The following is a 24,069-nucleotide window of genomic DNA, read 5'->3' on the forward strand; positions in this document are numbered from 1 at the left end:
AGTTTAAAATAATTAACAAATGATCGAACCCGTTTTCTCGCACGCCGAGCCCATGTTGCAGGTAAGCAATGTGACTGAAACCGTTAAGTACTGGCAGGATGTGTTGGGTTTTCCAAATCAATGGACTTGGGGCGATCCTCCTAGCCATGGCGGTGTTTCGTGGCACGGCGCTTTCATTCAGTTTTCTCATAATCCGGAACTAGCGGAAAAAGCACGCGGCCAGTCCATTTGGATCAGAGTGACACACATTGAAATTCTTTACACGATGCACCACAAAAATGGTGCGGATATCGTCGTGCCGCTAGCCAAACAACCCTATGGATTCGACGAATATGTGGTTCGGGATCTTAATGGCAATTACATTGCTTTCGCCGAGCCTGCTTCGGGCGATACAAAAAAATCTGAAAACCTACCCGGGTCAGTGAAAATAGTGGCTCGCCCCCCGACTCCCAAGGAATACCGCAACCTGATGCAGGCAGTTGGTTGGTCAACCTCTTGTCCAGCGGAAATGCTCCAAAAGCAGCTTGATCAGATGCAGTATGCCGCCATCGCGGAGCATGTGGAGAATCAAGAGGTAATTGGCTGTGCGCTATTAATGGGCGATGGTTTTAGTTTTTACTATGTCAAAGACGTGATGGTGCATCCCGACTGGCAAGGTAAGCGGGTTGGAACTGCTATCATGCAGGAAATTTCGCGCTGGATCGATGAAAATGCGTCCGAAAAAGCGATGGTAGGGCTTTTTGCAAGAGAAACACTCAAACCATTTTATCAGCAATTCCATTTCGCTCCTACATTTGGAATGATCCGAATCATTGATAAAAAAGAAAAATGAGGGTTTACCAGCCGAAGCCGTAATCTTCGCCATGGTTACTTGACCCGCCCCAGAAGCTTCCGTGCTGCCAGTCAAAATAAATAGCATTGATCGGGCCGCTCGTTCTGGGTTGATAGCTCAGCTTGTATCCCATTTGAGCAAGTTCTTTTCTGGACCAATCTGGCATTGCCTGGTTCAAGATCAACCCGCCGGGAATTTTTTCATGAATTCCAAAGCTGCCGTACATCTGTAAAGTTTTGAAACTGGGCGCTTCCGTGGATTCCTGAACGGTCATTCCAAATTCCACAATATTCAAAAAGAATTGCAGGAGTAACTGGTCTTGCTCGTCACCTGCCTGTTTGGCAAAAGAGAGGAATGGCTTTCCATCTTTCATCGCGAGACTAGGCGTGAGCGTTACCCGCGGGCGCTTGCCCGGCTCGACGACGTTAAAAGGATTTTCCTTCGCGTCCAGCACAAACGACTGCATGCGCTGGCTCAGCCCTACGCCCGTATTCCCGGCTATGCAGGCAGGTACCCAGCCACCGCTCGGCGTGATACTTACTACCCAACCTTCTTCGTCGGCGGCTTCAACAGAGGTAGTGCCGGCAGTAAATTCCTTCATAAATTCATCGCTGAGGCCATTGTCATTTCGATTAGTGGCCGCGTGAAAGTTTCCCCAGGTTTTGATCTGGTCGGTGTACGGGTTCTTTTTACCTTCGAAAGGGTAGGGGTCACCCGGTATGATCTTGGCGTCATTCTTTTCCCAATTGATCTGTTTGATCCTTTCCTTCGCATATTCCTTGGAAAGTAGACCTTTCATCGGTTCTTCCGGTGCGAAAGCCGGGTCACCGTAATAGAAATCTCGGTCGGCAAAAGCCAGGTTCATGATCTGGTACAAGGTATGCACATAACGGGAAGAGTTATACCCCATACCTTTCAGATCGAAATTTTCAAGCATGTTCAGGGCCTGCAGCATCACCGGGCCCTGTGTCCATTGCTGCATTTTATATACATCGATGCCTTTGTAGGTAGTCATCAACGGCTCCTCGATTTTTACTTTCCAGTTTGCGAGATCTTGCTCTGTGATGAGCCCGCCTTGTTCCTGCGTTCCTCTTGCAATTTCTTTGGCGATGTCGCCTTTATAAAACCGGTCGTATGCCGCATAAATGGCTTCTTTTCTGGTTTTTCCTTTTTTCAGTGTCAGCTGCTCGGTATCTACGAGTTTCTGCAGAGTAGCCAGCAGGTCTTTTTGAACGAATATCTCACCGGCGTCGGGAGCTTCTCTTGGTTTACCCAAATGCGGCAGAAAAACCTTCGTGGAATAAGGCCACTTTTTAATTTCCGCTTTTTCCCGCTCAATCATATTGGCAGTTTGTCCCTCGATCGGGTAGCCTTCCGCCATTTGCATGGCCGGGGCGAGTACCTCTTTCAGGCTCATGGTGCCGTATTCGGCGAGCATGGTCATCAGGCCGCCGGCAGTTCCCGGTGTGGTGGCCGCCAATGGGCCATATTCCGGCGGGTATTTCATGCCTTTGCTTTTATAGAAATCCGCCGTAGCTCCCGTTGGTGCCACCCCCATTGCATTGATCGCGATCACCTTCTTTGTTTTCGGATTGTAGATCAAAGCCTGCGTTTCTCCTCCCCAGCTCAGCACATCCCACATCGTACAAGTCGCTGCCAACATAGCGCAGGAGGCATCTATCGCATTGCCGCCTTTACTGAAAATCATAGCCCCTGCCGTAGCGGCCAACGGTTTGCCGGTAATGCCCATCCAATGCTTACCATGAAGCGGCGGTTTTTGGGTAGTGACCGGGAAGTTGTTGAATGACTGACTTTTTACGGTCAAATGTGCGGTGGCAAAAACTAAGGACGTAAGTAGGAGTTTTATTTTCATAAATCAACAGGTTGACCGGTTCAGGAATATTGATAAGCTAAATCTACAAAAGAAATGGCTTTTTTGCCCACAAACCGCTCAAATTCAACCCGCGATTTGCTGCATTACCTCCGCCAGATTGCTCATTCCCCAATGCTCCACATACTTGCCGTCGCGCAGGCGGATGATGTCGATTACTTTAATGACCACTTTTTTGTTGGATGCGGGAATACCCATGAACTCCCCGGTGTGCGTTCCGTGAAATTCTTTTCTCGTGGTGACTTTATCATTTTCCGCAACCTGATCAAGAATATTGACTGTGATATCCGGAAAGCCGACCCTCAGAACATCATGTAAAAAGTAAATCATACTTTCCGGACCCGATGGTGCTCCGGGAGCCGCTGCTCCCAGAGCACCGGCTCCCGGAGCCGCGTGGTTGACCAGCTCGTCTGATACCAGGTCAGTGAAGCATGCGGCATTGCCCTGCTCAATGAACTCTTTGTTGAAACGTATGACTACTGCCTTGTTCCTTTCTAATGTATTTTCCATGAGACCTTTGGTTAAATATGCAATGCAAAATTAACGAGGCCGTTCATGGTCGTGTTAAGGCTATGGGTTCAAAAACTATTGCAAAACAATCAGGTTTTGAGATTGAAAATCCTTCGGTGTAAGTCCAAAAGTTTGTTTAAAGGACTGAGAAAAGCTGGAATGATTTTCATACCCTACCTTATAATATACTTCGCTGGGTTTTTCCTGATAATGCAGAAGCAGGTTTTTAGCCATTTCCATTCGCCGAAGCAGTAACCATTTGCTGGGGCTGGTTCCGTATATTTTTGAAAATCGGCGATTGAATGTGGATGGACTGGTATTGCAAAGAAACGCCAGTTCGTCTACCGTAATGTTGTTCTGTACATTCGTTTCCACCGCATTACGGATTCTGAAATCGTCAAAATCTTTGCTGCGGTCGGTCTGGAAAGACAGGATTTCGGCCGGGTATTTTTGTAGCAAATGCAGCATCAGCTCTTCGAATTTCAGCAATTTCATCTCCTCGGAGATATCTCCGGTATCGTCAAAAAGCAGGTTTAACGAGTTGATATAATTCAGCACGAAAGCATCTTTTTTGAAAGACAGATACGGTGAATGCAGACCATCGTAACTCACCTTTTGAACGAGCGCGGCATATTTGATGTAAAAATCCTGCAAAACACTGTTGTCAAAGAAGATAAGAATGCTCCTAAAATAATTTTGTTCCGACAGGTCCATCGAAGCCAGGCAGTTACCAGCCGAAAGCAAATGGAATTCATCATCCTTGATATGCACACTTTTATCTGCAAAATGCATGGTCTTCTCACCGCTGATCACCATACTGATAGCATTGGTATGCATGATACTTTTCCCTTTAAACGAACCCATGCGAGCAAGATAATTATGAAAAATAATCCGCTTGGGTTTGCCGGTCTGGTCGGGGAAAATGTCCTGAGGAAGATGGTGAATTTGCATAAGGTGATATTGGGTCACAACATTTTTAAAACAAAGAACCTTGCATATAACTGCCTCCGGGAAGTCCCAAGAGCGGGAACACAGCGATTGTTTCGTATCTGGCCCCATTGATGAGTGATCTTCTGAGCAGCTTCACCTCATTCACTTCAAAAGAGGCCAAAAACTCGCGGTATAACCAATCCATTACCGCTCTTTCAGTCTGCAAAGTTGTCATATTTCTGGCGACTGTGAAATGCGGATGATCGCAAAAGTGATATTCGCCCGGCGCCCATTGCCTGACGTGAGCGCCTACTTCCTCTTTCAGTTTTTTTGCGAACCCAAGTACACGATCAGATGCATTCGATTCCAGATCTACATAGAACGTGCCGTGTTCGTATTTATTAAACTGCGTCAGCGCGATGTTGAATGGATCTATATGACGTGCTACTTTTTCAAATCCCTGGATAATCTTGTCCGCTTTGTTTTCATGGATGGTACATTTAAACAGGGTAAGGTGAGGGACGAGATTAGCCGCGGTGGTACAGCCATAATTGTCCTCAAAATACCTTTTCACATTGTGGATCAGAGCCTCGGTGACCTTATCACACGAAAATACCAGCAGGTATTCGTACATGTGATGCCGGATACTGGCCAGCGTATTCCAGTGGTTGTTGTTGATGTGAACGCGTTTCATGGCAATAGTTTTTGATGAAGTGTAATTGACTCTGTAAAAATAATGTTGTTATTTTAAATATCAAATAAATGATCTTAAAAATATCAAAAAATATTTTACATAAACTACTGACCAGGAGTGTACTGTGGAGAGGTTAGCACTCAATATGGCATTCTGAGGCGGCTGGATGGGTTTGGAATGCGGTGAGACTGTGGAGGTAACTACCGTATATAGGTCTTCTTGAATTCGGAGGGATTTTCTCCCACTATTTTTTTGAACAGCTTATTGAAGTAAGATAAACTTTCGAAACCGACCGCAAAGCATGTTTCGGACACGGTTTTATCCTGAAGAAGATAATTTTTGGCTTGATTAATCCGGTATTGGTTGACAAAATCTGTGAATGTCATTCTGGTATTTTTTCTGAAAAACCTGCAAAAGGCAGCTGTGGTGAGGTTGACCTGCTCCGCTATGAAATTGACATCTGGTTTTTGATCAAAATGTGTTTCTACATATTTGTAAATGGAGTCCATGCGATGCTGTTCTTTTTGAAGCGACTTGTTGCCTGCTGGTTCCACATTAAGGATGTGGAACTGGTCGGTCGATGCCAGTAACTTTAATATATTCAGCAAAGAAATCAGTTGCTCGAAATGGTCGAGTCCGGGGAGTTGTTTCAGCTTTTCACCGACGAGTATTTTGGTGTTTCCTGAAAAAGATAACCCGTAATGTGACTTTTCGAAAAGTGCCTTGATCGCGGCGAGTTCGGGAATATCGAGAAAATCACGACCCAGAAAATTCTCTTTCATCTGGATGATCACCTGTTCACATTCTGTCCGAACGCCATAGTCGAAGTTTAAATGTGGAATGTTTGGCCCGATAAAAACCAGGTCGCTTCCCTCATATACGGATGTGTGATCGCCCACGTGGCGCGTACCACTCGTACCTTCCACGTACACGATCTCGTACTCTGGGTGAAAATGCCACAAAAAAGTGTCATTCAGGCCCGGTGTGAGCAGTACTTTGAATGAACTGCCCTGCGTTGGGACGATTTCTTCCCGGATGATTTTCATCGTTTTGGCTCAATAGAATGTCTGAATTTGCTTTAATGTGCTTATAATTTTAAAATAATATCAATAGAGAGCAAATGATGGTAATTGTAAAGGTAGAGAACGGCCTGCTGAATAACCTAACTTTGTTCTATTAATTCACGTTAAAATATTATTTGAAACAATGGAACATCATACCATGACACCTACGATGGCACCGGCCAATGCACATAAAGACATTCCGGGCAATCCTTCAACTGCCAAGTCGAGTAATGTGAAATTGAATGACCGGAGCAACGGAAAGCCGCTTCGTTTGCTGAGTGAGGAGGATTGGAATTTTTGGATCACCAATGGATACATTGTCATTAAAGATGCTGTTCCAAAAGAGCAGGTTAAGAAGCTGGCCGATTTTCTCTGGGAATTTGAAGAAAAAGACCCGAATGATCCTGAAACCTGGTATGCGCCGCCGCGGGCTGAAATGAAGATGAAGGAACTGACCAACACAGGTATGGTGGAAATTTATAACCATCAGTATTTGTGGGACAACCGTCAGTTTCCTAAAGTGCATGAAGCTTTCACGGACATTTGGGGTACTGACAAACTTTGGGTAACGATTGACAGGGCTAACCTGAATCTGCCATTGCGACCAGGATTCGATTATAAGGGTTTTATTCACTGGGATTACGATCCAGAAACCAAGCCACAGAATGTGCAGGGCGTACTGGCTTTGGCGGATCAGGATGACGAAAATATGGGTGGGTTTCAATGTATCCCCGAGCTTTTCAGGACGTACGATACCTGGAAACTGACGCAACCGGAAGACAGAAACCACTTTCAGCCTGATACTACCGGATTTGAACTGGTAAAAGTCAAGATGAATGCGGGCGATCTGCTGATTTTCAACAGTTCACAGCCGCACGGTATCCGGCCGAACAGGAGCAAGGATAAAGTGCGGCTAGCGCAGTACATTGCCATGATGCCTGCTCAGGAAGACAATGACGAACTACGTCAGTGGCGTATCAATTCGTGGAAGGAGCGCCAGGCGCCGGAAGGCTACGCATTTCCCGGCGATCCAAGAAATTGGGAAAAAACAAAATACGAAACTGCTGAGCTGTCGGAACTGGGCAGGAAGCTGCTGGGGCTGGATGGTTGGTGACGGTTGTTCTATGTGTTTAAATTATCAATAATCAGGGATGGGGTTCTTACCTCATCCCTGTTTTGCATTTAATGCTCAATGGAAATGCGAGTTAGTTAAACCCCTGGCCAGAACTTGATGGGAATTTCAATGTGAAAACTTGTAAGGCTAGTTGGTGAGTTGCATAACGATTTATATATGAGTGTGTTATAGAAATTAATGTGGAGTTGCTGCTGGTTCTCTACAGCAAATACCAATCGATAATTTACGTCTGGCGTTAATTCAGCAGTTTGCCTGAAACCGCGGAATAAAAATCACATTTGATTGATCAATCAAGAATGCATTCTGATCCGAATCAAACAAATCATCCATTTTTAAGAGTTAGTGAATATGAAAAAAATTACCTTATTAGTATTAGCAGTTTGGCTTTTCAACATATTGTCGTTGTCCGCTCAAACAATTCCTCCAACCGGTGGAGGAGCCGCATCTGTAAATCCACCGGCATCCTGGGTCGGTGCCACAGCTTCTACTTCGAACAAGACCTTGTATCAGGGTAGCGCCACCAAGCCATGGAAAAATGGTTCAATTCCTGCGGTACCCGGTCAGGCAAATGCCACTTTTTTAAGTTTGTACAGCAATAATAGTGTAATCACAGAGACTAGCACAACGATTACAGGCCTGACTGCTGGATGGACTTATGAATTTAGCTATTACGTTATGACGGGATCTGCCCAGACACCGGCTGGACTTACTGATTTTGCATATGCTGCCGAGATTGCAGTAGATAACGGTCCGTATTTTAAGCAGTACGATCTAAGTTCGGCGAACAATGTTAACTTTTGGATTCCGGGTACCCAGATATTTACGGCTTTGGGCAGCACTGCAAAGCTGAAATTTAGAACTCTTGGACAAACAGCCAAAGGGTCAATTTCAAATCTTAGCGTTACTCCGGGATCATTCAAAGTTGTTTGCGGTATCAACCCTCAGGTTGCATTGAGTAAAGTAACGCTATATAACAAGTGTTTTCAGCCGTATGTAAATTTGAATGACGCATTTGGAGGTTCAGTACCACAAGGTTGGTCTTTGGTTTGGTATAATAATAACACACATTCGGGGTTTATTCCCATAGTGGACCCAACAAAGGTTACCTCACCTGGAGACTACTATGCATTTTTCTATAATGGGAGCGGCTGTTACAATACTGACCTTAGCACTGCAAAAGTTACAGTTAGTGTTTATCCTCCGCTTCCAGGCAATGGTCAGGTTATCTTGAATGCAACTTCGATCGTTAATGAATGCCCGGTCACTGCTACGGTTGATCTTACCACTGCATTCACCAGTCCACTGCCGCAAGGAGCAGTAGTGAAATGGTTTGATAATCCTACGCATTCAGGAGCACCTGTTGCAGATCCGACGCATGCTTCTGTATTAGTGAGCCAGTATTATGCATTCTTCTATGATACAGGTAATAATTGCTACAACACGAACAATTCGACTGCCATAGTAAAAGTAACGAAGCGGCCTTGTTTGCCTGTTCCATTGCCGATATTTGCCAATTCGGAAAAAGTTAATGACGAATTGTCGCCGGCCATTGCAATGTATCCTAATCCTGCGTCAGACGAGATTCAGGTAACGGCTGCTGATTTCAATGCTATTTCACAAATTCAAATGTTTGATCTGAAAGGACTAACGGTTTATCAATCTAAGGGAAAACCGACCAAAACCATCAATGTGCAACATCTGATCCCGGGGATGTACATTGTTAAGGTCGTTCAGAAAAATGGTAGCAGCAGCAGCTATAAAGTAATGGTTGTAAAATAAGACCCCTAGCGCCCTACACTCCCGCTTGACATCGTAACCATGCTGCTCGTTGTGAATGTGGTCGATTTGGTTCCGGGCGTGTAGGTGCCGCTGCCGCCCAATAAAACCGACGGTTGCCTGCTGGCAGTCGCGTTGGGTGTGCTGGTTGCACCGGCCACACCGACCAGAATTCCGCCGGTTATATTGAAAGTATTGCGGTCGTAGTCGAAGCCTTCCTCGGGAGATCCGGCTCCGACCGCAACTACTTTTCCGCCGGTCACAGTGATTTTTCCATGCGAGTCAATTGCATCATTGGAAGTGCTGTAAGCATAAATATTCCTCCATTGATATAGATAAATGTACCTGCATTCAGGCAGTCATCTGCTGTTTTCGCTACGATCGTGCCATTGTTGATGGTCATGCTTTTGCTTTTAATGCCTTCGCCGACTGAAAAATCAGCTGCCCTTCGCTAAACAATGTCTCTTTCCTATCCTCCGTGCCGTTCGCAGTATAGGCAGTACCGTCCTGTGAGTGAGTTGATAGTATTATCCGCCAAAACCACGAATGCACGTTTGGGAAACTGAAAATTGATCGCTGGACCCTCCGAATTCGTAATGTCGACGCCGTTCAAAGTGAGCTTGAATTTTACCATGTAATGTCAACAAAAAATCAGGGTGATTCCGTGAAGTTGAAGATTTTTGAACGTAGCGTGGAGTTTTTATAATATTTCGCTTTTCAGCCACGTTTGCATTTTGTAACCGATTTTACACAAATCTTCAACTTAATCCTGACGACATGAAAGCAACTCTCGTGATTGTCTGCTTTTGCACTCTCGCGTACGCAGAAACTTTTGCCCAGCTGGGTGGCCTTAGCATTCCAAGCGGCCAGCCCGGAAGTTTAACAATTGCACCTGATGCCAGAAGTGCCGGAATGGGGGAGGCTGGTATAGCGTCTAGCGCAGATGCTAACGCCACTTTCTGGAATGCTGCCAAGCTGTCGGTTGCCGACCGAGAAATTGGAGTTTCTGCCTCTTACGGTCCATGGCTTAAGAGCCTGGTGGATGGTGTCTGGCTTGGATACGCGAGTGCCTATAAAAAGTTAGGGGAAAAACAGGCAGTTGGCCTTGCTGTTCAATACTTTGACTATGAGGCCTATTATGGAAGCGGGCCTATTGCGAATGCTTCGGATGTCGCTTTGAGCGGAATGTATTCGAGGCAATTGGGACAGCATTTTGCAATGGGGCTAACTTTGAAATACATTTCCTCCAACATCGGAAATACGGTCATCAATAGAGTTTCAGTGCATCCTGGCCGAACCGTAGCTGGCGACATTAGCGCCTTTTATCATAAGCGGTTAAAAAGTGAAAATGCCGATGAAGACTTTAACTGGTCAGTAGGTGCAGTTCTTTCTAATCTGGGTTCCAAGGTCAACTATGGTGGGGGTGGAGAATATTTTTTACCGACTACATTAAAGGTCGGTGGTGGCGTATCCTATACGGCGAGTGGCAAGCATAAGCTAGGCGTTATCGCCGATCTCAGTAAGCTAATGGTCCCAACACCCAATAACTTACAAAATTCAAATGCAAAACCTTTAATAAAAGGTGTAATCCAGTCTTTCTCGGATGCCCCGGGAGGATTTCGGGAGGAAATGCAGGAAATTGCCTTGTCAATGGGCGCTGAATATTGGTATAATAATCTGATTGCAATTAGGGGAGGATACCACGGCGAAAACAAGAACAAAGGGAATCAGCGATTCTTAACAGCGGGTGCTGGTTTTCGTCTTCTCAAAAACTACACAGCAGACGTTTCCTACGCCATTCCGGTAACCAAGGGAGCTCCCATTACCAGGACATTCAGAGTTTCACTTGGTGCTTATTTTGGCAATGCCGGTTGAGAGGGTCAAGATCTACCATAAAGTCTTCTACCTCATGCTGATATGCAGGTGGGATCCTCTTCACTTTTTCTAATAGCTGGACATTTATCATATTGATATCTTAAGATCAGTGAGATCAAATTTAACAATAATTAAAATCAGCTACAATTTCTTATTAGCAATGCACTTTCGTAAAACTAGCTTTTTCACTTGGTGCTTATTTTGGCTCATAAAAAGGGTAATGGCTTTCTGAATTGTCATGAATTACAAGAGGGTTCGTTCGTAAGTGATGATCTTGATGGAGCGTGTATCGGATTGGTATTCAGTTAAGAAGGGGTATTTATTTCAGTTGAAACAGGATTTGCATCAATCGATACAGGTTTTTTAACGTCCTGGAAAAATCAATTTTCGACAAGACCTTCTTCGTGACAATTTTGCCTTGCCATGAAGAATTTAGTACTCATCATCATTGCCTTTTGCCTGCTCATTTCTCCTGTTTCCGGTCAAGTCGGCCGTGAGCCGGAGAAATGGAAGCTTGTGGAGCGAAAAGGAGACATAAAAGTATATGTCAAAACTGTTGCCGATTCCAGGATCAAGGCATTAAAAGCGGAATGCTTATTGAATGCAAGTACCGCAGAAGTCGTGGCGTTGCTACTGGATGTCAAAGCTGCGGAAAAATGGGTTTGTAATACCAAATCATGTTCCCTGGTCAGGAAAATTTCAGAAACAGAAATTTATTATTACACGGAAGTAAGCCTGCCATGGCCGCTTGATAATCGTGATTTTGTGACTCATTTAACGGTTTCAGAAGACCCGGTGACAAAGATTGTGACAGTTCATGCGCCTGCTGTTTCCGGTTGGGTTCCGGTGAAAAAAGGAATAGTACGGATCCATCATTCCAAAAGTTTGTGGATGATCAAGCCAGTAGGAGTGGGGAAAGTAATGGTTGAGTACTCGCTGCAAGTTGATCCCGGCGGACATATCCCGGCCTGGGTGATCAATTCCTTCGCCTGCCAGGGACCTGTTGAGACGTTTAGTAATATGAAAAAGGAGTTGACAGCGGGAAAATGAAATTATTGATCAGCTTTTTCACCTTTTCAATTCTCAGCTGATCCGGAATTTTCGTCAATTTTGCATTCATTTTTATTTGTTTCGAAAGTTCTCATTACTAAATCATTTCCCCAAACCCGCAGGCAACTTCGTGATCCCCTCAATCTGAATGTTCCTATAAAAAACCTCGGCGCCTTCGGATTGGATTTGGAGTTTGCCTTTGGTGAGTGGCTGCTCTTTACCGTCGACGATGTGCCTCGTTTTGGTGAGTACCATGTTGACCTTTCCATTGATCACATGCAAACAGGTATCTCCCAAACAGTATAAATCGACCGTATTCCATTCGCCAGAAGGTTTTTCATTGTCCGGCACTTTGAGAACGGTGCGCCCGTTTGGCGTTTGATCCTGAAAAACCACGGGAGCGGCTCCTGGCTGGTAAACAAATTTCCCCTTCTCATTTTTTACGGCCGAAATATCGGTCAGTACATTCATAACGCCCCAATAATCGCCACAGTCGCCTTCCTGGATCTGGTATTCGAACGATTCCATCCACAACATTGGCGTCCCATGCTGACCTACACTGTGGTACAATAAGCCACTGTCCCGGGGCTGGTCAAGCTTGGGAGGCCATTTCAGCTGGCCCCATTTAAATTCCAGTCGCAAGTGATAATTTTCAAAATCAGCCAATGTATTAATGCCACCGAAAGTCTCACCTGAGATCCGGAGTGCAGGTTTTCCATCAATAGTCGCAACAGAAAAAACATGCTTCGGATCATTGTTCAGGCCGAGGGCGGGCAATTTGGGCTGTCCTTCTTTGGCATAGGGACTATCCAGATAGGTCTGCCAACCGGTCAGATCTTTTTCATTGAACAAAGTTTGCCAGACACCATCCTGCAAAGGCTTTTGACCAAAAACAGAAGATATCGCAAACAAGGCGAAGTATGTGACCAGTAATGACAATTTCATGTTGGTATGGATTTTTGAATGCTTTATCCGAGTTGAAGCAATAATATTATCATTTATTTTTTATTATATTGGCCTTGTTCAAGATAGTGGGCTGTAAAAAGTCCCGATTGACGACCAATCCTAAACTTAAAAGCATTCATTGATCATGGGAAAAGGCAAAGACCTATTTGGTCATTTTAACGACTTGGCAAAGCAAAAAGGGCCAGGCAGCGAGGAAAGCCATTATGCAGGAATTTTGTTTCAGGCGCTTCTGATGGTGGGTGAAAGAAAAACATTTGAACTGCTGGAAGAGGCAGACGAAAAGGGCAAAAAGCTCAAACTGGAATATCCCGCCGAAACCAAAAAGACGCCCGAGCATCCAAGCGGTATCGTGTTGGTGTGATAAACCTACTTCTGTCGGCTTGCCTGTCGTCCCGGGAGGGAAGTAGATGGTCAATTATTAGGGCAGGTTTGTGTAACGGATCGGTATAAATTCATATAGTTCGTGTAAATTGTAATTGAATTGTACCGAAATCCCAGCCGCGGAAGATGGCAGCCTTATCTTTTGGAAAAGTAAATCAGCAATGGTTTTTTAAATACAAATTGTACCACATTCCCTTCTGGTTTGTGTACCATTATATTTGGTGGGTAGTTGCAATGGGCAACCCTTTCAAAGCTGCTTCCAACATTCTTTTTACACCGTTTTTCGCCAAATTCATCTTCTACCTGGTTTTCCAGGCACTGGCGGTTTACTTTAACCTGTATTTTCTGATCCCGAAATTTCTTGAAAAAGGAAAATTTACGACCTATATAGCTCTACTCCTCCTTACCATTTTTTGTACTGCTTCATTGATCGTACCAGGTTATTTTGTGGGGGCAATCGTCGCAGGAAAAACGCCTGAGGAGCTGTACGGCAAAGGTACCTACGACTTCTGGCACATGGTGACAGGCGGTCCGCTGTCCTCCACGGTGGCCAGCCTTACCTTTGCGATGAGCATTAAACTGACCCGAAACTGGCTTAATACGCAGAGAAGGCAACAATTGCTCGAAAAAGAAAAACTGGAAACGGAGTTGAATTTTCTCAAATACCAGTTTAACCCGCATTTTCTGTTTAATAGTATCAATTCTATTTTCTTCCTGATCCATAAAAACCCGGATATGGCTTCTGCTTCACTCGCAAAGTTTTCGGAACTGCTGAGGCACCAGCTGTATGAATGCAATGATCATCAAATCCCGCTTTTGAAGGAAATAGGCTATCTGGAAAATTTTATAGAATTGGAAAAACTCCGCCAGAATGAGCACGTAAAAGTGACTTTTGAAAGGGAAATTCCGGACGGACATCGCCTGAGCATAGCGCCATTTATATTGATGACATTTCTGGAAAATGCATTCAAACACGTTTCGAGAAATGCGGGGGATAATAACTGGATCATTATCAGGCTCAGCCTCACCGGGCAACAGTTGAATTTTTACATTGCCAACAGCATCGCACTGGATGAGGCCCGTGACGTAATCAATTATGGGGGTATTGGCCTCAAAAACGTCAGAAGGCGGCTCGACCTGATCTATCCGGGTCAATATGAGCTGGATATACGAAAAGGAGAGGATGATTTTGAAGTGAAATTTCAGGTAACCCTGGAAGAAAACGTTATCGCACCGGTCATGCAAATGGCCTGAACTGCAATCATTCAAATGATTAATTGTGTAATTGTCGACGACGAACCACTGGCCCGGGAAGGGCTGGCAGATTATGTCAAAGAGGTGGATTTTCTGCAACTGGCTGCTACCTGCGAAAACCCGCTGGAAGTCATTAATGTAATGGATCAGCATCAGATCGACTTGATATTCCTGGACATTCAAATGCCCAAAATGAATGGAATTGATTTTCTTCGAAGTGTTCAATACTCACCAATGGTCATCATCACGACTGCCTATCCGAGCTATGCATTAGAAGGTTTTCAGCTGAATGTGATGGATTATCTGTTAAAACCGATCACATTCGATCGTTTTTTCAAATCAGCCAATAAGGCCAGGGATTATCATCGGTTGCTGGCAAAATCAGTAGCGGCGGATTCTCAAAAATCAGAACCGAAGGCGGATTATTTCTTTATCAAATGTGGAAGCAAGTACGAGAAGATATTTTTCGAGGATATTCTTTTTGTGGAAGGAATGCAAAATTACGTGACCATTTACACTCGGAAAGGCAAGTATATCACACTTTTAAATCTCAAAAACCTCGAACAAAATCTGGATAGCCGCTCGTTTATCCGTGTTCATAAATCCTATATGGTGTCCGTGAGCAAGATTGAGGGCATTGAAGGGAATGAGATTTTCATTCAGTCACATTTGATCCCTATCAGTCGCAATTACCGCGAGCAGGTGATCGAGCAGGTGGTGAGCAGGAAGCTGTTAGACAAAAACAGAGGATTGCTATAACTATTATTTGATGTGGAATACCAACGTCGTCGTTTCGCCCGATTTCTGCTCCGTTTTTGTGGTAATGTCCCGGTCAAAAGGTCTGTTCAAATTGTTACCCGCAAGATCTTCCAGCCGCGTATCGATTTGCAGTGAGTGTTTGCCAGCTATCCAGTTTTCTGCGGGAATGAAACTGCCCGATGTTTCTGTTCGGTCAAACTGCCATTTGCCCGAAACATTAATCCCCTTTTCATTTTTAACCTTCATAGCCTCATTCAGTAAACCACAATCCAAAGATTCTCCGAAACTGATCTCCAATGGATTTGAAGTATTTATCGTCGGAATAGTCAGTTTCCAGAGCTTTAGATCAGGTGATAAACTGTCCCTTGCAATGGTGACAAACGCTTTGGTGTAAGTTTGAGAAAGGGGTAATCCCTGCTGATCACGCCATTGCGGCAGCACAACGATCTGGTAACCTGCATTTTTCATTAACGGTGCACCCAGTTTTTGATTTGGTATCAGTTCACGTTTGGTCCGGCCAGGATCGAGCCAGAGGGTTAGTTTGGTTCTGTCCTCATTCCAAAGTTCAGGTTGCAGGTTCAGAAATGCCCCTGCCACCGTATCCCGGCCGTTTTTCACCAGCGCCACATATTTATCCGACATTCCTTCCTGCATTGGACGCGAAAAGTGCAGATAGATCTTTAACAAATTTTCAGGCAATGTATCCTGAGATGGATAGATGGCCAGCAGTTTCGCGCCATCCGCAGAATCGGGTACCGGCACCGCAAATGCTCCAATACGCGCACCTTTCGCCCACATGACATAATGCAGCCCGCGTGTGAAGGGTACCAGCGGCGTAAAGGTTACTATCCCATTGTCAAGCGTATATTCTCCCAACACAGCCGTAAGAGACGGTGTTTCTGGTTGCGTTTTAATGAGTAAATGTATCGTAACGAGTTGCACAATGGAATCCAATGGGACATTTTCGATCATTCGCAGCGGAAATGTAATGGCAACTGCTCGTTTGTCCTTCCATGTAATGTCGATCTTGTCGCTTTCCGTACCTGTACCGCAGGAGCATAATATATTGAAACAAACAAAAAAAGTCAGGCCGTACATGACGTACGACCTGACCATATTATGAGCTGATTTTTTACAAATAACGTTCACTGGAAGTCCAAAGATCAAGGTTGCCGTTGGAGCGGCGTTGCAGGAGAATCATACGCGTGTCGTCCAGCCTGTCCATCTGGATCACATTGGTAACAGGTAATGATACAAAATCAACACCTGCAGTCGCGAAATTTTCTTCCACCGGTGTTGTCAATGAGCCCTGGTAGGTTTCAATGCTTTTGAATTTAACTTTGAAAACAGGTCGGGCCGAATTCGCCATCATCAGAAACGACTCGCCGCCTTTTTTCATCGTCACCATATCAATCGGCGAGTTACCACTTCCCATTTCTGCTACGGTTCTGCCTTTTACATGTGTTCCGGCTTTCAGTTCATCCAGTGGGAATAGTACGAGCGGCGTACAGGTATAGCTGGCCACGAGGTATTTTTTGCCGCCTATTTCAGCAGTTGTGAATGTCCTGATCGGCGATAATGTTTCGTATTTGCCGTGTGCTGCGTGATATATTTCGAGAGAAGCCTGATCCTGCTTGTCTGTAAAAGGAAAAGGGATGCTCCTGAATATAGAGGCGAAGTCCTTGCCGGAAAGACCGCTTACCAGCAATTTACCGTCAGCAAAACCAATGTCGGAAATGGCAGAAACCCGGATAAGGTTACCTCTTTGATCCTTGGCGTCCTCGGCCGGTACATTATTAAGTGTAAGCTTCGAAAATGGCACATTCTTGGTGCTAACAGCCTGGATTTTTTCTCCATCAATTTTAAACAGAACAGGCGTACCGTCGCTATGCTGTACCGCACAATATACACTTTTCGACACAGGGTTAACCGCAATGTCTTGAATGGTAATGTTTTGGGCCTCTGTACCTAAAAGTGCAGCAATTTTCTGATCGATATTCTTGATCTCCACCATAGGTGCCTGACTTACATTTGCGGCATCTTTGGTATCCATCGCAAATACCGTCGCGCTCTTCGAGTCGCCGATAAATAATACACCGTCGGGCCCGAATGTCAGCGCGCTGATTGATTTGATTTCAGGCGTACCGACTACAAAACCATATTTTCCGTGCGATAGGCGCGTAGTGTTGGCCAGTAGCGCCAGTCCGGCACCCAAGACCGCCAAAACGAAATACATTTTTTTCATATTCAATTCAGTTTAGTGATTTTGCAACGTTAATCTAAAAGGAATGAAAAGGCTTATCCTACCCGTTCAAAACAGGTTAGTTTTTTTGAGATAGTAATTTGTATTTGATTGATAATCAATGTTTATTATGCAGGATTAGCCATTCCGTATGATCTTCGATAGCCATGTCGGTCAGTTGTTTTTTGAGATAATTTACCAATATAAAAAACAAAAAAAATAAAATGAGCGTTGAAATTAGGAAGGTATATGATCTTCATTTTGATTGAACGCAATGAATTCTTATCAGATTAAAAAAATCAGGCGGGTTGCCGCTGTGCTGCTGGCCGCAGCGATAGTTGGAGTTTTATCAGCGCTGGTTGCCGACACACTCAAAGTAGTTACCGAGCATTACGAAGAGATTTTTCTGGGCGTATTGCATCAAAACCACTTTTTGATCTTTATTATTCCGCTGATCGGACTCAGTACCATTCACGTTTTAAGGTATTTTTTGTTTCATAACAAGTCTAATAAAGGAATCAAGGAAGTACTCGATACGATCAATAAAAACGGCAATACGCTACCTTCTTATAAGATTCCATCTCATTATTTCAATGGCCTGCTGACCGTGATTTTTGGCGGTTCTACCGGTATTGAAGTGTCCACGGTTGTGTCCACGGCGGCTATCGGCGCCCTGTCCAGCAGGAAGGTAAGTTATCTGCGTAAGTACCGGACTGATCTGGTTTGTGCGGGTTTGGCTGCCGGCGTTACAGCCCTTTTTAATGCGCCTGTGGCGGGGTTTTTGTTCGCTTTCGAGGTTTTTACCCGTCGCAAAAGCAAGCTGCACACCATCAGCGTTGTAACGGCGATCCTTACTTCCTACGCCATCACCCGACTGTTTTTTTACAAGCAGGTATTCCATTTTACCGTCACCGAATGGCATACGGAAGCCTTGCCATACATTGCTTTATTAGGTATTCTGGCTGGTCTGAATTCGGTTTACCTCACGAAGAGCGTCCTGTTTTTCAAGAAGTTTTTTGCTTCTTTCCGCAACGACTACATCCGGATCATAGGCGGATCCCTGCTGATATCGACGCTGGTTTTCTTCGTTCCAAATCTGTATGGAGAAGGTTACGAAGGCATCAAACACGTTTTTAGCCAGGTCAATGTGCCTTCGATGACATTCATGTTGCCGCTGGTCGCTGTACTTTTGTTGAAGCCGATTGCTACTTCGGTCACATTAGGGGCCGGTGGGGATGGCGGCGTATTCGCACCCAGCTTGTTCATAGGGGCATTTCTGGGGTTGATCGTTTGTGTTGTTTTGAACCACTACTTTGGTCTGGGACTGATTCCCGTCAACTTCGTACTGATCGGAATGGCGGCGGTGCTGAGTGGCAGCATTCACGCACCCTTTACCTCGATATTCCTGGTATGCGCACTAGCCGATAACTACGTTTTGTTCATCCCGATCGTCATCGCCTGCCTGATCTCGAAATGGGTAGCGCACAGGGTTTTTCCTTATTCGGTTTATACCTATCAGCCCAAAGTTGCTTTGAAAAGCACTATTTAGTGTCCAAAGTTGGGCGATCGGAGACTACGCCCAACTTCGCCAACTTAGACATCATCATTTACTCCCCACAACCGCCATAACAAGCGTAGCCGCATTCTGTGCAGCAATTTCATAAAACGTCATCATATCATTCTTGGCCTTATGATTGGCATTATCACTGATGCTGCGGATAATCAGAAAAGGTACGTTTTGCTGGTAGCAGGTTTGAGCAATCGCGGCGCCTTCCATTTCGGTAGCGGCCGCATTCAGCTCCTTGCGCAGTCTGGCCGTGACGATCGCAGACGAGACGAATACATCGCCGGTCACGATAATTCCTTTCCGAACAGCAGGTGCTACGCTGCCGGTTTCTCGGTGTATTTTGGCAAAGGTCAAACCATTTGAAACCGAGATCGCTTTTTGGACCAAGGCCGCATCACAATCAAAGATCACAGGATTTTCCTTCATGGTATTAGGATTTTTGGTGGCCCAATAAAACATGCCACCATCTTCTACTGCCCCGAAATCGTGGTACCTGACCTGTGTTCCTACCACGATGTCGCCGGGAAATAGCGCAGGGTCAATGCCGCCGGCGATACCGGAAAACACAATTTCACGCGGTTTGAAATGCTCGATCATCAAGGTAGTAGTAATGGCTGCATTGACTTTTCCAATGCCGGTTTGGGCCAGTACTACTGGCCTACCATTCAAAATTCCCTTGGTAAAACGTACCTGAGCAATGACGGTATCCCGCTTGTCTTCCATTTTACTTTGCAGCAGTACGAGTTCGGGTGGAAACGCGCCTAGTACACCTGTAATGTCCTGCGCCCAGGCCCAGGCGTGAAAAGAAAGTAGCAGGGGGAGCAGAAGAAGTTTTTTCATCAATATGAATAGGTCAAAAAATGAGAGCCAGTACGGCAAAGATGTCAATGATCCACAAGGCGAGGCTAATTTCCCGGGTCCTGCCGGTAGCGATATGCAATGTGGTCCAGCTCAGAAAACCCCAGATAATGCCCTGGGTAATAGAGTATGTAAATGGAATGAGTACCATCGCGAGAAATGCCGGGAAGGCTTCGTGGAGCTGTGACCAGTTGATTTTGACCACCGGTTTCATCATAAAAACACCGACTAATACCAGCGCCGGAGCTGTTGCGATGGCTGGTACAGCGCTCAGTAACGGCGACAGAAACAAAAAAGGCAGAAAGAGTATAGCCCCTGCAATCGCGGTAAGGCCGGTTTTTCCTCCCTGCTCAATCCCCACTGCGGATTCAATGTAGGCGGTGCCGGGGCTGCTGCCGGTAAGACCGGCAATGGTGGTGGAGAATGCATCCACGATGAGCGATTTGCGGATGTTTCTGGGTTCGCCATTTTCGTCGAGCAAGTTGGCAGCCTCCGCCAGCCCGACGAATGTGGAAAGGCTGTCGAACATGTCCGTGAATACAAACGCCAGAATGATGGGCGCCAGGCTCCATTTCAATGAATTAACCAAATCGAGCTGGAATAGCAGACTGAAATCCGGTTTCGAAATAATGTGATCAATGGTGATGAGCGCTTCTTCACCGCCCCACCAGCGTCCGATAGGCCACGCGAGGAGGCTGGTGAGAATGATGCCGATGAGGATACTGCCTTTCACATTCCGGATCAGCAGCACCACGGTAATCAGTAAACCAGCGATGAATGTCAGCGTAGGAGCATTCAATTTACCGAGCGTAACCATTGTGGCTGGACTGGCGACAATGAATTTGGCATTTGCAAAACCTATTAATGTGATAAATAGACCGATACCCGAAGCAATCGCGAAACGCAGCGGCTTGGGTATGGCTTTCACGATGTAGGACCTGACATTGAAAGCGGATAACAAAAGAAAAAATATACCTGACCAAAAGACAGTACCCAGCGCGACCTGCCAACTCAGTTTCTCAGTGAATACAGCCGTAAATGTAAAGAATGCATTCAGTCCCATGCCCGGCGCAACCAGGATCGGATTATTGGCATACAAGCCCATCATCAGACTGCTGAAAAAAGAAACTAGAATGGTGGCCGTCAGTACCGCGGAAAACGGCATACCTGTTTGACTCAAAATCGCGGGGTTGACGACAATAATGTATGCGGTTGCTAAAAAGGAAGATAAGCCCGCCAGGATTTCTGTTGAAACGGAAATGTTATCTTTTTTTAGTCCTGAAAAGGAAAACATAGGAGGTCGGTTTATTTCAAATATATTTATTTAAATCGAATCAGAAGGTTTTTCGCAACCGGTTTCGTTGAATTCGTTGAAAATTAACCCGTTTGTTTCAAGTAACTTTCAATCTTTACCGGACTTTTTACCGTGAATTATTACCTGATCATTACATGTTTGATTTTTTGAAATATTGGAGCAAAAAGCCCGGAGCGGTTTGGATAGGAGTTTTAGGAGTGGCGACTGTGCTGCTCACGGGGTACACCGGCAGTCAAACTGACGGTTCCAACCAGCCCGATTCCCTGGATCTGGCATCTTTTGTAGAGGCAGGTTTTCCGTTTATCAGTACCTCCGTTGATGCCAGAAAATTGGGCGGCGGCTTCCCCAATGACAACCAGGCAGCCAGGACATTAGCTTTGCAGCTTGGTAACAATGCTTATGCATGTTTTGATACAGATTTGTTGCGCTGGTCCGTCGCCTGGACGGGTAAATTCCTGCCAATGGTGCTCATGGCGCAGGTTTCTTACAAAGATTTTTTTAATAAAAATAACAATATCAGCAAGGTAACGGGCGACGGAAAAATCGCCACGGGAGCTTATGCAGGCTGGACAACGGGGAAACCCGTTTATCCTGCGAGTAACCCGAACCAACCTTCCTGGAAACCATTACCTGCCTCCGAGGCGCGCTGGAACGGGGTGTACGTATACGGCGACAAGGCGGTACTGCATTACTCGGTGGGCGCGGCCAACCTTTACGAATTACCCGGAAGCGCTGCATTCGAGGATCAGATTGCTTTTACCAGAACTATTCAGGCGGGTAACGTAGCCAATGACATTTACCTCACCGCTGCTGAAGTGCGCAACAGCACGGGCAGTGAAGTGAAAGGACGGATCGCTTACATATATCAGGGTGCGAATAAGGACAGCGTGACTGCCATCGGGATACAAGGTAAAGTCTACTGGGAGCCGGGTGTGACGGACGGGCGCTACCTCACCGTACGCGTGCCAGCCTCAGCGAAATCCACAGAAGCGACCGTGGTAGTGTGGAAAGGACTATTATCACAAGTAAAAGCATTCGAGAAGTTCTGCCGGACAAAGCCAGCTCCGCTTCCGGATTTCAGCAAAGGTGGTCCTGCCAATTGGAAAGAAACAGTTGTCACAAAAGGCAAATTAGCGCCGGATACCGCCGCGTTCGTTACTGACCAGCTGACATTGCCTTTGCATAATCCATGGAAAAGAAATGTCCGCGTGGCTGATATGGCCTTTTTCAAAGATGGCCGCGCAGCTGTGGTTACTTTTGAAGGTGACGTTTGGACCATCCAAGGCATTGATAAAGACCTGGGTAACCTGAAATGGAAACGGTTCGCATCCGGCTTGCATGAGCCGATGAGTGTGGAAATCGTGAAAGATACTATCTACGTTTTTGACAGGAATGGTATCGTCCGGTTAAATGACTTGAATCACGATGGCGTGGCGGATTATTATGAGAACTTCTCCAATATCATGTCGCAGTCCGCAGAGTCGCGGGAGTGGGCGGCTGATCTGGTTTACGCGCCTGATGGTAGTTTTTACATTGCAAAAGGAGGTAGTTTGAGCAATGGGCCGGGAATGACCGCCGTGGCTGGGAAAGGTTTCCGGGTGGGTTCTGATCAAAATGGTACGATCCTTAAAATTTCGGCAGATGGACGCAAATCCGAAGTGATCGCAACTGGTCTGAGAGGTCCATACCTTGGACTAAATCCCGAAACCGGCGTGCTGACTGCTTCTGACCAACAAGGTAATTTTGTGCCTTCCACGCCCATTTACATTATCAAAAAAGGGGATTATTATGGCGTGCAGCCGACCGCGCACCGCACGGACAATCCGCCGATCGCCCCACCGCTGACCTGGATCCCTCACAGCATCGACAGGTCCAGCATTGGCCAGGCGTGGGTTACGGGTAATAAAATGGGCCCATTGAATGGCAGCCTGATCCATTTTTCTTTCGGCCATCCGGGCCTTTTCCGGGTGCTAATCGACAGTGCTTCGAAGGTTATTCAGGGAGGTGTTTCATTCATCAATGCCGATTATCCAGCGCCCACGTCCAAAGGTGTGCTGAACCCGATCGACGGACAAATGTATGTCGCGGGCTTTAATCTCTGGGGTTCCAGTTCGAACGGGATCAGTGCATTGCTGAGGCTGCGCTATACTGGGAAGCCAAGTTATATGCCGAATCATTTCCGCGCTGGTAAGCAGGGAGTTATTTTGGGTTTTGACAATGAATTGGATGCTACTGCCGCCGTGGATTTGAAGAATTTTGCGATCAAAAGATGGGACTACAAGCGTACCGAAGAATATGGTTCCGGTCACTTCAAACGGGATGGTAGTACGGGTGAAGAGACATTGCCGGTAGCGGCCTCTTACCTGTCGGCAGACCGCAAAAAGATATTACTACTTGTGCCGGAAATGACCGAAATCATGCAGATGCAGGTTTCTTACGAATTGAAGGCAGCCGATGGTCACAAAATGAATGACCAGTTTTGGTTTACCGTCAACAGCGCTACGGATATGGATTTGCAAAAATATGGTTTCAATAATGTGGATTTGGCTTTGCTGACGGCTATAAAACCAGCAGAAGCAGCGCCAGTAGCGAAAGCGGAACCGGCTACCACCGAAAAAGGCAAAGAAGTTTTCCAGAAAATGGCATGCTCAGGCTGTCATTCAGAAGGATTGAGAACAAAAGGAATGTACGGGCCTCCATTTCAAACCCTGTATAAATCTCAACGCACATTTGACGATGGTACTACCGCTATTGCAGACGAAAACTACCTCCGAGAATCAATCCTGACACCTTCCAAACACATTGTGAAAGGCTACAATGAAGAAATGCCCTCGTTTGTGGGTGTGCTTTCTGATTCGGATATTGAGTCAGTGATTTTGTATATCAAATCGCTTTCTGGGAAATAAAATTGGAAGTTGGGCGTAGTCTCAGAGACTACGCCCAACTTCCAAAATCTATTTATAAGCGATT

General features: G+C 45.7%; 22 protein-coding genes. 10 read left to right on the top strand and 12 right to left on the bottom strand.

Going from position 1 to position 24,069, the window contains the following annotated elements; translation table 11 throughout:
• Positions 1–19 precede the first annotated feature (19 nt).
• Positions 20–832 carry a GNAT family N-acetyltransferase gene (locus ABIO93_RS29500; protein WP_348073621.1) on the top strand — a complete coding sequence of 271 codons (813 nt, stop codon included), beginning with the start codon at positions 20–22 and terminating at the stop codon, positions 830–832.
• A gap of 4 nt (positions 833–836) precedes the next feature.
• Here ABIO93_RS29500 and ABIO93_RS29505 read toward each other — a convergent pair whose 3' ends face one another.
• The 5 genes from ABIO93_RS29505 to ABIO93_RS29525 all read right to left on the bottom strand — a co-directional run bounded on the left by ABIO93_RS29505 (position 837) and on the right by ABIO93_RS29525 (position 5,903).
• Positions 837–2,705 (bottom strand): gamma-glutamyltransferase, encoded by a 1,869-nt coding sequence (locus tag ABIO93_RS29505; RefSeq protein ID WP_348073622.1) that lies wholly within the window; start codon positions 2,703–2,705, stop codon positions 837–839.
• 84 nt (positions 2,706–2,789) lie between these two features.
• On the bottom strand, positions 2,790–3,233 hold the full coding sequence (locus ABIO93_RS29510) for an ester cyclase (RefSeq protein ID WP_348073623.1): 444 nt from the start codon (positions 3,231–3,233) through the stop codon (positions 2,790–2,792).
• 75 nt (positions 3,234–3,308) lie between these two features.
• Positions 3,309–4,184 carry an AraC family transcriptional regulator gene (locus tag ABIO93_RS29515; RefSeq protein ID WP_348073624.1) on the bottom strand — a complete coding sequence of 292 codons (876 nt, stop codon included), beginning with the start codon at positions 4,182–4,184 and terminating at the stop codon, positions 3,309–3,311.
• Positions 4,185–4,209: 25 nt separating this feature from the next.
• A complete protein-coding gene (locus ABIO93_RS29520; RefSeq protein ID WP_348073625.1) occupies positions 4,210–4,857 on the bottom strand; it encodes a 2'-5' RNA ligase family protein in 648 nt (215 codons plus the stop codon).
• Between the two features lie 200 nt (positions 4,858–5,057).
• The gene (locus ABIO93_RS29525; protein ID WP_348073626.1) at positions 5,058–5,903 is read right to left on the bottom strand and encodes an AraC family transcriptional regulator; all 846 of its coding nucleotides are present in this window, start codon (positions 5,901–5,903) and stop codon (positions 5,058–5,060) included.
• A gap of 160 nt (positions 5,904–6,063) precedes the next feature.
• Between ABIO93_RS29525 and ABIO93_RS29530 the strand changes: the two genes are divergently transcribed.
• Together ABIO93_RS29530 and ABIO93_RS29535 are read left to right on the top strand one after the other, a co-directional pair.
• A complete protein-coding gene (locus ABIO93_RS29530; RefSeq protein ID WP_348073627.1) occupies positions 6,064–7,035 on the top strand; it encodes a phytanoyl-CoA dioxygenase family protein in 972 nt (323 codons plus the stop codon).
• A gap of 369 nt (positions 7,036–7,404) precedes the next feature.
• Positions 7,405–8,835: a T9SS type A sorting domain-containing protein gene (locus ABIO93_RS29535; protein WP_348073628.1), complete on the top strand. Its 1,431-nt coding sequence runs from the start codon at positions 7,405–7,407 to the stop codon at positions 8,833–8,835.
• Positions 8,836–8,840: 5 nt separating this feature from the next.
• Here the strand turns inward: ABIO93_RS29535 and ABIO93_RS29540 are convergent, their stop codons facing one another.
• Both ABIO93_RS29540 and ABIO93_RS29545 read right to left on the bottom strand, forming a co-directional pair.
• Entirely contained in the window at positions 8,841–9,095 is a 255-nt protein-coding gene (locus ABIO93_RS29540; protein WP_348073629.1) for a hypothetical protein, read from the bottom strand.
• Positions 9,092–9,235, bottom strand: a complete 144-nt coding sequence (locus ABIO93_RS29545; protein ID WP_348073630.1) for a hypothetical protein — start codon at positions 9,233–9,235, stop codon at positions 9,092–9,094. Before ABIO93_RS29545 ends, ABIO93_RS29540 begins: the two co-directional genes overlap by 4 nt.
• Positions 9,236–9,609: 374 nt before the next feature.
• Here ABIO93_RS29545 and porV point away from each other — a divergent pair, with 374 nt between their 5' ends.
• Positions 9,610–10,707 (top strand): type IX secretion system outer membrane channel protein PorV, encoded by a 1,098-nt coding sequence (gene porV / locus ABIO93_RS29550; protein ID WP_348073631.1) that lies wholly within the window; start codon positions 9,610–9,612, stop codon positions 10,705–10,707.
• A gap of 423 nt (positions 10,708–11,130) precedes the next feature.
• Positions 11,131–11,757 carry an START domain-containing protein gene (locus ABIO93_RS29555; protein WP_348073632.1) on the top strand — a complete coding sequence of 209 codons (627 nt, stop codon included), beginning with the start codon at positions 11,131–11,133 and terminating at the stop codon, positions 11,755–11,757.
• A 102-nt stretch (positions 11,758–11,859) separates the two neighbouring features.
• On the opposite strand, the gene ABIO93_RS29560 is transcribed toward ABIO93_RS29555, so the two are convergent.
• Complete coding sequence (locus tag ABIO93_RS29560) at positions 11,860–12,702, bottom strand: DUF1080 domain-containing protein (protein WP_348073633.1); 843 nt, start codon at positions 12,700–12,702, stop codon at positions 11,860–11,862.
• Between the two features lie 145 nt (positions 12,703–12,847).
• Here ABIO93_RS29560 and ABIO93_RS29565 point away from each other — a divergent pair, with 145 nt between their 5' ends.
• The 3 genes from ABIO93_RS29565 to ABIO93_RS29575 all read left to right on the top strand — a co-directional run bounded on the left by ABIO93_RS29565 (position 12,848) and on the right by ABIO93_RS29575 (position 15,117).
• Positions 12,848–13,084, top strand: a complete 237-nt coding sequence (locus ABIO93_RS29565) for a hypothetical protein (RefSeq protein WP_348073634.1) — start codon at positions 12,848–12,850, stop codon at positions 13,082–13,084.
• A 146-nt stretch (positions 13,085–13,230) separates the two neighbouring features.
• Positions 13,231–14,358: a histidine kinase gene (locus tag ABIO93_RS29570; protein WP_348073635.1), complete on the top strand. Its 1,128-nt coding sequence runs from the start codon at positions 13,231–13,233 to the stop codon at positions 14,356–14,358.
• 15 nt (positions 14,359–14,373) lie between these two features.
• A complete protein-coding gene (locus ABIO93_RS29575; RefSeq protein ID WP_348073636.1) occupies positions 14,374–15,117 on the top strand; it encodes a LytTR family DNA-binding domain-containing protein in 744 nt (247 codons plus the stop codon).
• Between the two features lie 3 nt (positions 15,118–15,120).
• Here ABIO93_RS29575 and ABIO93_RS29580 read toward each other — a convergent pair whose 3' ends face one another.
• Both ABIO93_RS29580 and ABIO93_RS29585 read right to left on the bottom strand, forming a co-directional pair.
• Complete coding sequence (locus ABIO93_RS29580) at positions 15,121–16,233, bottom strand: hypothetical protein (RefSeq protein ID WP_348073637.1); 1,113 nt, start codon at positions 16,231–16,233, stop codon at positions 15,121–15,123.
• A gap of 16 nt (positions 16,234–16,249) precedes the next feature.
• Positions 16,250–17,362 (bottom strand): hypothetical protein, encoded by a 1,113-nt coding sequence (locus ABIO93_RS29585; RefSeq protein ID WP_348073638.1) that lies wholly within the window; start codon positions 17,360–17,362, stop codon positions 16,250–16,252.
• 271 nt (positions 17,363–17,633) lie between these two features.
• On the opposite strand from ABIO93_RS29585, the gene ABIO93_RS29590 reads away from it, so the two are divergent.
• Positions 17,634–18,908, top strand: coding sequence for a chloride channel protein (locus ABIO93_RS29590; protein ID WP_348073639.1), 1,275 nt, complete (start codon positions 17,634–17,636; stop codon positions 18,906–18,908).
• Positions 18,909–18,962: 54 nt separating this feature from the next.
• On the opposite strand, the gene ABIO93_RS29595 is transcribed toward ABIO93_RS29590, so the two are convergent.
• Positions 18,963–19,766 (bottom strand): 5'-methylthioadenosine/adenosylhomocysteine nucleosidase, encoded by an 804-nt coding sequence (locus ABIO93_RS29595; RefSeq protein WP_348073640.1) that lies wholly within the window; start codon positions 19,764–19,766, stop codon positions 18,963–18,965.
• A 13-nt stretch (positions 19,767–19,779) separates the two neighbouring features.
• A complete protein-coding gene (locus ABIO93_RS29600) occupies positions 19,780–21,078 on the bottom strand; it encodes an NCS2 family permease (RefSeq protein WP_348073641.1) in 1,299 nt (432 codons plus the stop codon).
• Positions 21,079–21,233: 155 nt separating this feature from the next.
• Here ABIO93_RS29600 and ABIO93_RS29605 point away from each other — a divergent pair, with 155 nt between their 5' ends.
• Complete coding sequence (locus tag ABIO93_RS29605) at positions 21,234–24,005, top strand: DUF6797 domain-containing protein (protein WP_348073642.1); 2,772 nt, start codon at positions 21,234–21,236, stop codon at positions 24,003–24,005.
• Positions 24,006–24,069 lie beyond the last annotated feature (64 nt).

This window comes from Dyadobacter sp. (assembly GCF_039919315.1).
Lineage (GTDB): Bacteria > Bacteroidota > Bacteroidia > Cytophagales > Spirosomataceae > Dyadobacter.

What these genes read in the sequence shown, in the direction of transcription:
- ABIO93_RS29500 (WP_348073621.1), top strand. Translation starts at nt 20, where the DNA reads ATGATCGAACCCGTTTTCTCGCACGCCGAGCCCATGTTGCAGGTAAGC.
- ABIO93_RS29505 (WP_348073622.1), bottom strand. Translation starts at nt 2,705, where the DNA reads ATGAAAATAAAACTCCTACTTACGTCCTTAGTTTTTGCCACCGCACAT.
- ABIO93_RS29510 (WP_348073623.1), bottom strand. Translation starts at nt 3,233, where the DNA reads ATGGAAAATACATTAGAAAGGAACAAGGCAGTAGTCATACGTTTCAAC.
- ABIO93_RS29515 (WP_348073624.1), bottom strand. Translation starts at nt 4,184, where the DNA reads ATGCAAATTCACCATCTTCCTCAGGACATTTTCCCCGACCAGACCGGC.
- ABIO93_RS29520 (WP_348073625.1), bottom strand. Translation starts at nt 4,857, where the DNA reads ATGAAACGCGTTCACATCAACAACAACCACTGGAATACGCTGGCCAGT.
- ABIO93_RS29525 (WP_348073626.1), bottom strand. Translation starts at nt 5,903, where the DNA reads ATGAAAATCATCCGGGAAGAAATCGTCCCAACGCAGGGCAGTTCATTC.
- ABIO93_RS29530 (WP_348073627.1), top strand. Translation starts at nt 6,064, where the DNA reads ATGGAACATCATACCATGACACCTACGATGGCACCGGCCAATGCACAT.
- ABIO93_RS29535 (WP_348073628.1), top strand. Translation starts at nt 7,405, where the DNA reads ATGAAAAAAATTACCTTATTAGTATTAGCAGTTTGGCTTTTCAACATA.
- ABIO93_RS29545 (WP_348073630.1), bottom strand. Translation starts at nt 9,235, where the DNA reads ATGACCATCAACAATGGCACGATCGTAGCGAAAACAGCAGATGACTGC.
- porV (WP_348073631.1), top strand. Translation starts at nt 9,610, where the DNA reads ATGAAAGCAACTCTCGTGATTGTCTGCTTTTGCACTCTCGCGTACGCA.
- ABIO93_RS29555 (WP_348073632.1), top strand. Translation starts at nt 11,131, where the DNA reads ATGAAGAATTTAGTACTCATCATCATTGCCTTTTGCCTGCTCATTTCT.
- ABIO93_RS29560 (WP_348073633.1), bottom strand. Translation starts at nt 12,702, where the DNA reads ATGAAATTGTCATTACTGGTCACATACTTCGCCTTGTTTGCGATATCT.
- ABIO93_RS29565 (WP_348073634.1), top strand. Translation starts at nt 12,848, where the DNA reads ATGGGAAAAGGCAAAGACCTATTTGGTCATTTTAACGACTTGGCAAAG.
- ABIO93_RS29570 (WP_348073635.1), top strand. Translation starts at nt 13,231, where the DNA reads ATGGCAGCCTTATCTTTTGGAAAAGTAAATCAGCAATGGTTTTTTAAA.
- ABIO93_RS29575 (WP_348073636.1), top strand. Translation starts at nt 14,374, where the DNA reads ATGATTAATTGTGTAATTGTCGACGACGAACCACTGGCCCGGGAAGGG.
- ABIO93_RS29580 (WP_348073637.1), bottom strand. Translation starts at nt 16,233, where the DNA reads ATGGTCAGGTCGTACGTCATGTACGGCCTGACTTTTTTTGTTTGTTTC.
- ABIO93_RS29585 (WP_348073638.1), bottom strand. Translation starts at nt 17,362, where the DNA reads ATGAAAAAAATGTATTTCGTTTTGGCGGTCTTGGGTGCCGGACTGGCG.
- ABIO93_RS29590 (WP_348073639.1), top strand. Translation starts at nt 17,634, where the DNA reads ATGAATTCTTATCAGATTAAAAAAATCAGGCGGGTTGCCGCTGTGCTG.
- ABIO93_RS29595 (WP_348073640.1), bottom strand. Translation starts at nt 19,766, where the DNA reads ATGAAAAAACTTCTTCTGCTCCCCCTGCTACTTTCTTTTCACGCCTGG.
- ABIO93_RS29600 (WP_348073641.1), bottom strand. Translation starts at nt 21,078, where the DNA reads ATGTTTTCCTTTTCAGGACTAAAAAAAGATAACATTTCCGTTTCAACA.
- ABIO93_RS29605 (WP_348073642.1), top strand. Translation starts at nt 21,234, where the DNA reads ATGTTTGATTTTTTGAAATATTGGAGCAAAAAGCCCGGAGCGGTTTGG.